The sequence below is a fragment of the Prevotella sp. C561 genome (genome assembly GCF_000224595.1).
Lineage (GTDB): Bacteria > Bacteroidota > Bacteroidia > Bacteroidales > Bacteroidaceae > Prevotella > Prevotella jejuni.
Window position 1 is genome coordinate 27,068 of the sequence record NZ_JH114159.1, and the last position, 6,908, is coordinate 33,975.

General features: G+C 34.6%; 7 protein-coding genes and 1 pseudogene. 7 read left to right on the plus strand and 1 reads right to left on the minus strand.

What is annotated here, in order from left to right; genetic code table 11:
- Nucleotides 1-31: 31 nt before the first annotated feature.
- A pseudogene (locus HMPREF0666_RS18275) lies at nucleotides 32-322 on the minus strand (helix-turn-helix domain-containing protein); the annotation flags it as partial.
- A gap of 221 nt (nucleotides 323-543) precedes the next feature.
- Here HMPREF0666_RS18275 and HMPREF0666_RS14890 point away from each other — a divergent pair.
- The 7 genes from HMPREF0666_RS14890 to HMPREF0666_RS18515 all read left to right on the plus strand — a co-directional run bounded on the left by HMPREF0666_RS14890 (nucleotide 544) and on the right by HMPREF0666_RS18515 (nucleotide 6,119).
- Nucleotides 544-1,287: an ankyrin repeat domain-containing protein gene (locus HMPREF0666_RS14890; protein ID WP_009013204.1), complete on the plus strand. Its 744-nt coding sequence runs from the start codon at nucleotides 544-546 to the stop codon at nucleotides 1,285-1,287.
- A 370-nt stretch (nucleotides 1,288-1,657) separates the two neighbouring features.
- Complete coding sequence (locus tag HMPREF0666_RS14900; protein ID WP_009013205.1) at nucleotides 1,658-2,458, plus strand: PoNe immunity protein domain-containing protein; 801 nt, start codon at nucleotides 1,658-1,660, stop codon at nucleotides 2,456-2,458.
- A gap of 58 nt (nucleotides 2,459-2,516) precedes the next feature.
- Entirely contained in the window at nucleotides 2,517-2,642 is a 126-nt protein-coding gene (locus HMPREF0666_RS18510; RefSeq protein ID WP_255346439.1) for a hypothetical protein, read from the plus strand.
- Nucleotides 2,643-3,501: 859 nt separating this feature from the next.
- A complete protein-coding gene (locus tag HMPREF0666_RS14905) occupies nucleotides 3,502-3,816 on the plus strand; it encodes a hypothetical protein (RefSeq protein ID WP_232214131.1) in 315 nt (104 codons plus the stop codon).
- Nucleotides 3,817-4,889: 1,073 nt separating this feature from the next.
- Nucleotides 4,890-5,204 carry a hypothetical protein gene (locus HMPREF0666_RS14910; RefSeq protein ID WP_009013207.1) on the plus strand — a complete coding sequence of 105 codons (315 nt, stop codon included), beginning with the start codon at nucleotides 4,890-4,892 and terminating at the stop codon, nucleotides 5,202-5,204.
- 180 nt (nucleotides 5,205-5,384) lie between these two features.
- Complete coding sequence (locus HMPREF0666_RS17725) at nucleotides 5,385-5,762, plus strand: hypothetical protein (RefSeq protein ID WP_009013209.1); 378 nt, start codon at nucleotides 5,385-5,387, stop codon at nucleotides 5,760-5,762.
- A 222-nt stretch (nucleotides 5,763-5,984) separates the two neighbouring features.
- Nucleotides 5,985-6,119, plus strand: coding sequence for a hypothetical protein (locus HMPREF0666_RS18515; protein WP_255346435.1), 135 nt, complete (start codon nucleotides 5,985-5,987; stop codon nucleotides 6,117-6,119).
- The last annotated feature ends 789 nt before the right edge of the window (nucleotides 6,120-6,908 follow it).

Sequence of the window (6,908 nt, forward strand, 5' to 3'; positions counted from 1 at the left end):
GGCTAATATACTTGCCGTCCTTGGCCAATTACACCAGATATTGTTCTGGAGACCATTGCTCAGTAATAAGAAGGCACTTCGCCTCTTCCATGACATCCTTGTCGACTGAACGATTGCCTGGCTTTCTGCGCCTTGTTTGTACTGCATTTGCTTGGGCAGTTTCCCAATTATAGTGTCTTCTGACTCCACTATTACGTCTTATCTCACGAGACACTGTACTTGCACTTACATTTATCGCCTTGGCAATATCTTTTTGTTTCGTTCTATTTTGGAGTAGCACAGAAATTGTGTACCTTTGCTCCGAGGTTAATTGTTTGTACATTGCAATGCAAAATTAATTAATCTTTGGGAGACAGAGGTCTCCCTTTCTTATTTTTATGCATTGCTTGTTGATTTTCTTCTCATGGGGGCTTCTCGCCCCCAAACCCCTCGGTGTTTTCAGGTATAGATTATTAAGCTACACCAGCACTTGGGATTGCAGTTCTATGTTGAACTTGCGTTATTACAATTCTAATTTTGATGTTACTAACAAGCTGTAGCTCTATGTTTAAGAAATCATATAAAATAAAAGCTCCTGAACCACAGTTGTATTTCACGACAGGTGAAGAATTAAAGATGGCGACTGCTATCTATGATGGCGATCTTCATTCTATACAATCTATGATTGATAACGGTTTTGATCTGAATCGCATCGGTAGGGGCGGCATGACTTACCTTTATTATGCCATGTTAACGATGAATTACGACACGATGGAATTGTTGTTGAAAAATGGTGCAAATCCTAATATACATAGCAAATTCTTTACAGATCCAAATTTGCATAAGAAAGGACAGAATGATGAGCAAAACACAGGGGTATGCCTTGAATATTCTGGGTATCCTGCTTATGATATCAAATATATGAAACTCTTAATAAAATATGGTGCTAATGTAAACGATACGACCTATATTAGTCCTCTCAGCTCTTCTGTTCGAGATAAAAGCCAGGGAAAAGAAAAAATCAAATATCTCGTGGAACATGGTATAAATCTAAATTTCAGCATGACTAAGACCTCTGTCGTCTGTAGCCAGGCCACTATTTATAATTGGAATATGGTACTTTTTTTATTAGACATAGGAGCAGATCCTATGGCAAGTGAGGACCCTGATTTTAATGTTGCCTCTGCTGTACAGGATTATTATGATGAAGGGTTTGACCTTGATTCTCAGAACGGAAAGATGGCTCAGGAAGTAAAACGCAGACTTGAGCAACGAGGAGTTAAGTTTCCTTACCATCCCAAGAGCTAAACAACACCATCTGAAAATAAGAAATCGATGAAGAGGTTTATTGTTGATATATTTTTATGTTATTGGCATCTATAAAATAAATTTAGTTGAAGTAAAGTACAAAAAGTTTATACAAGAAGTGAAATTCTCCAAGAAGAAAATGAGACAAGACTTAATGGAAGGAACTTTAAGAATTATTCTAATCGTTAATTTAATTTATCTTTGTATTTGGTTCTTTTTTTCTATGTCTTCTTATCATAAAATGTAATTATATAGCACAGAAACACAATTAGCATATTGAATTCTGCAATCCAATGACATAAAACCAGTGTAGATTGAATAGTAACCTATATGGCAGATGTTGTTTAAATCGTTTTAAATAAAATAAATTATGAGATTATTTAATTTTTTCTTTAATCGTTCTAAGCAGGAACAAGGTAAACCTATCAGGGATAAAATAAAAAATAAGAACCATTTTGAAAAGTTACTATCCGAAGAAAAAGAAGTAATAAAGCAACGCAACGAGATTATTTCAAAAGGTAATCAGAATGATTCTAATTCATATATTTATTATGCAATAGCAGATAGCTATATGAATCTACTAAAAATAACATATTCATTGGGAGTTAAGATTAAGGAATTACGGGAAACATATATAGTATCATTACAATCTTTTTTACTTGGTTTTGAATCGAATGAGCCAATGTATTTTGATATCTTAAATAGAGTAGCATTAGGTTTTTTATTGAACATTTCAAATGAAAACTTTAAACAGTTAGCTGATTATGTTCAGCGAATGGACGAGCAGGCAAAGCCTGCAGACTGGACTCCTGACCAGTTACTTTGGTTTATACTGAACTCTCGATTGAAAGAAGATGAGAAGCAAGCGTATGCAGACAAGCTTGCTTTTCCTAAGTTGTACAAAGGACTTTTCAAGTTAACACAGATATCAGATGCACAAGAAGCAAAGAAAGTACTTGAAGACTATATAGGGAAATGGTATAACCTAAACAAAAATGCACCTTGGTATAATAGTCATTTGAAAAAGAACTGTTACCGAGGCTATTGGGCGTGGGAGGTTGCAGCTGTTGCAAAGATAATGAACATCGACGACTCCGATCTGAAGGATAATCCGTATTATCCCTATGATATGGTGCATTGGGAGGGCAATGAAATAACCACAGAGGAGTAGCCAACGTAACAGCTTGTATATAAAACTGTTTCAAATAAAATAGCACAAGAATACTTACATTGTTCATTTCAAAGAAACTCATGACGTAAACAATGAGGCACCGATGTTTATCATAATGACTTTCTCTGCTGAAAATATCAGCGTGGGTAATGCCGGACCAGACAACAGTTGGTCTCGTTCATAGATTTAAGAAAATTAATAACAGCGTCAAGCTAAGTTCTTGATGAACTATTCAAGAGATTGATAAAAAACAATGGGATGTTCCTCTATTTGTTGAAATAAGATACGTAAAAGGCTCTTCAGAATTATGGAGTGATAATGATATGTATACGTTTAGGTCTCTGACGAAATGTCACACAAAGAGATGGAGAGTATAGGGGATTATTACAACAATGCAATAGGAGTCACGCACTGTTGCGGCGTGGAGCGACAGAGATAGTTTGCGATTTCCATTAGCAATTTATACACAAATCGTTTGTCACAAATGAGTTATCAGGAATCTGTAAGCTACACCTCCGTCACTCATTGTACAATATCGTAACTGTAAGGGTGTCTGTATTTCCATTTCTTTCTGTCAGTTAGGTCAGTGTGACGATGATGAGATATGCCTCCACAATAACAGACTCAGATATTACGATACTGAAATAGCCAAATACATCAACCAAAACCCGATAGGGTTAGTGAAAAATAATCCTACATTGTATGGATTTATTCTTGATCCAATACTTGGGTTGACCTATTTAGATGAACTATTATCCGATTACAATATTACTCGAATAACAAAAGGATCTAAAGGAATCAAAGAGACATTAAATATAATTGTAAGTAACCCAAATACTATTTTTGTTGTTAAAGCTAAAGGTATCCTTTAAGTGTGGCAGATGTCACACAGAAATATAAAATATCACCCCTAATCACATGAAAAATGATATAGATAGTTGTCGTCTTAAATTTAGAAAAAATAATTTAGGTACTGAATAATATATTATTAAAAGCGACGTTGAATTAGAAATTAAAACAACAAAGTTTATAAAACGTTATAAATGATGAGTAACTTAGTATTAAATCAACAAGAATATAAAGAGATACTCTCCACTCTTAATATTACTATAGGTTATATAGATAAGATTGCGTCTGGCTTCTATGGGATAGAAGAGACGGCTTTAGCTCTGTTATTGGGTTTTAGAGAGAATAAGACTCTAGACCAATTAGCTCATATAAGATACATTCTTCAGATTGCAATGGAAAAGCAATTTTCGAATGAGGAATATGATGAAATCATAGAGCAAGAAGTAAAGACATGGAGGCCACCTTATAATAGCTCGAAAGAGGAATTGCTATTAATGTTAGAAAAGTAATCTTACATTATTCCTGAGTTGCCATTTTTTAGAGATGATATACTCGGTAGACATTTTAATATGTTGTACACGGAGGAGGTTAAAACCAGCCCCTTGACATGGGCTTGGAGCCATTCTAAAAAGGAAAAGTAGTTTCGATATATCAGATTCTGGTTGGCATAGACAACGGTACGGTAAAGATTAGTAATCAAACTGAAATTGTAAATCCAGTATTAGAACATATAAAACATCTGTATAGGCACTGGGTGGAATGATGAGGCTACAATCTGACGCTCTATGAAAAATGACACCCTCTTGATGAATCACTTGAAGTAATTTTACGATTTTGATTATGTGTATGTTACTTTTTCTTTGTTCCATCACATAGATAAGAACTTTCAATCAGCTGGGTATCTGAAACAGCTTAACTGCCTCTTCTTATTAATCTTATAAACATCAGGTACTTAGTTTATTGTAAATAAAAAAGAAAGGGGAAATAGCATAAAAGTTAGTTTGCATCAGACTGAATTTATGATATGATAGTGTCTATTCATATATTACAATCATTGATTGTGGGAAGCGCAGCAATGTTGAATACAGCTGTTGGCCGCTCTCCACATCGGCAAGTCCGTCATTATGAGCGAGTACTTTATGAAAAGTCATATATCTGGGTGATAATATTCACCTTCTACAGAAACTTGATACAATAAATCCACGTCAGACTATTCACCACGATATCACTCTAAGTCAAAGGTAACAGAATTTACCACAACGTACAAAAAAATCTTTGTAAGAGATTGTTATACTGACAATAAGTGTAGTTCTTGGATAAGATATCTGATACTGCAAATCATGCCTTGTTACCCGAACAATTCAATACCGAGCATAATCTGTCTAACTCCTTATCCCCCTGTTTCAACAGTAACGGTATCAGACAGAACTCGAATGAGGGTTGGTAAGACTATTCCTCTCCCAGAATTTAGCGGTGTAGATATGAACATAAAACAATTCCAATTACGGGAACGCATCCTTGATGAGACTTTCAGAAAACAAAAAGATTAAGCGTTATTATTAACAATATAAATATACAAAACATGGCCAACCCTCAAGAAGCAAGTGTAAAAGACTTTGATCTAAAAAAAGAAATATGTTTTGATTCTATAATTATTAAATTATATGATGTTCCAACTAAATGTAAATGTAATAGAAACATAGTTGGAGAAAATGAAAAAGGGGAGTTAATATGGCAAATAAGAGATGTAAATCCTTCATTAGACTCGCCTTTTACAGATATTGTTTATGTTGATCATGAGAAAATTATAGCTCATAACTGGTTAGGTGCAGATTATTATATCAATATAAGGACAGGTATAATGCAAATAGTTAATAGGGACTCAAGATTATGGTAATAGTATTACTATGATTGACTTACTATTGCCAATAAAAAAAGAATACAAAAGAATTGGAACAGATAGATATAAGCCTACATGCATAAAATGAAAATCTATAATATATCAAGTTATGTGGGAAAAGATGGCTTTGCGACTCTTCGACCAAGTAATTGACAAATTATTAAGAAGGTTAACACCATGGATGTTTGGTGGGATGATTGGTGTAGTGGTGGAGCTAAAATAGGAGATTGCATTTATTGTGGAGCTATAAATGTTTGTAAAGGTATCATTTTTGAGCAATTAAGAGGAAAATTCAAAGAGCTAAAAAGTGTACCCTTAAGGTTCAACGAAACCAAAAAAATAAAGACAAAGAATATTAAACGAATAAAATGGTTACCCAAAGAGACTATTCCTTTAACTGCTTTTTATAGTCCAAGGGAGATAGATTGTCTTCCTCAAAGTACTATTGTTAGAAGCGAACGAGCTATAGAAGAAATAACAGGAGTTGCTGAATTTAGAGGGGGAGTTATCATAACAAGAGAGGTAGGAAAAGGATTTTTTTTAGTTCTGATATAATTGGCGATCTTGACATATTTTCCCTTACAAACTCTGGTTTTTTGTTGTGTACTAAACGTGTAAAAAGAATTTTGTGAAAGCCAAGGTTATAATAATGTATCGTTCTTGGAAATGGGTAAAATAATATAACTTGCCATAAAAGTTAGCAGGAAATGGATGGAAGAAAAAGAAAGACTACCGTTGATTGACTGGTAGAAAGCTACGCAGCCAAAGTCGAAGAAGTTGGAACTGATACAACGCTCATCCGTCAAGGAACTGCCACAGGCTTATGCCAAAAAGGTGTTTTCTTATAAAACTCATCTGATACTGAACTACTCTTTGGATAGGATAGTACAGGACTATGGGTGGATATCTTAGCGAGTACTATTGAGATAAGCGTTGCATCTTTGACTTCATCCCCTTCCATCAATTTTGTCAGTATGAGGATGACGAGACGAGACCCTACTACAACCACTCCCTTTTTTCTCTTTCCCTACTTTTGTTTTTGTAAAAGTTTATCGCATATACCATATCCAATACTTACTTTTTATGGTTCAAGATGACGCCCTTCTGCCTTCAAGAACACGCCCTTCTTGACGCTTGTTAACGCTCTTCTTGCACCTTATTAGGCGTCTTCTCCACTACTACTCACAACATACTGATTTAATGCAGATTACAGACGTGAACCATGTATATAACCTTCGTCATTAACTCCTACCTTTCATTACATTTTTGTTGAGACTTTTCATACTCATACCGAGTTCCACAGACATACAAATACGGCGGTTTAATTGAGTGGTACAAAGACGGACTATCCATAAATAGAATGACATATTAAAAGATGATATAATGGCACATGGGAATAAAACTGGTATGGACTATACTATACAACTATCTACAAAGAACTACGAATTACGCAAATTGCACTAAGACAGAGGGGACAGAATGGACTATGCTTTTAATGTTCTCAGACAGAAAGACATAATGACATAGAGTGACTGAAAGCTCTGAACGATTGGAGATTTTTAATATTCTCAGACAGAAGGACATAATGACAAGAAGAGACTGAAAACTCTGAACAATTGGAGATTTTTAAAGTTCTCAGACAGAATGACATAATGACAGGAAGAGACTTTAAAAGCTCAGAACAATTGGAGATTTTTAATG

What these genes read in the sequence shown, in the direction of transcription:
- HMPREF0666_RS17725 (WP_009013209.1), top strand. Translation starts at nt 5,385, where the DNA reads ATGGATGTTTGGTGGGATGATTGGTGTAGTGGTGGAGCTAAAATAGGA.
- HMPREF0666_RS14900 (WP_009013205.1), top strand. Translation starts at nt 1,658, where the DNA reads ATGAGATTATTTAATTTTTTCTTTAATCGTTCTAAGCAGGAACAAGGT.
- HMPREF0666_RS14910 (WP_009013207.1), top strand. Translation starts at nt 4,890, where the DNA reads ATGGCCAACCCTCAAGAAGCAAGTGTAAAAGACTTTGATCTAAAAAAA.
- HMPREF0666_RS14890 (WP_009013204.1), top strand. Translation starts at nt 544, where the DNA reads ATGTTTAAGAAATCATATAAAATAAAAGCTCCTGAACCACAGTTGTAT.
- HMPREF0666_RS14905 (WP_232214131.1), top strand. Translation starts at nt 3,502, where the DNA reads ATGATGAGTAACTTAGTATTAAATCAACAAGAATATAAAGAGATACTC.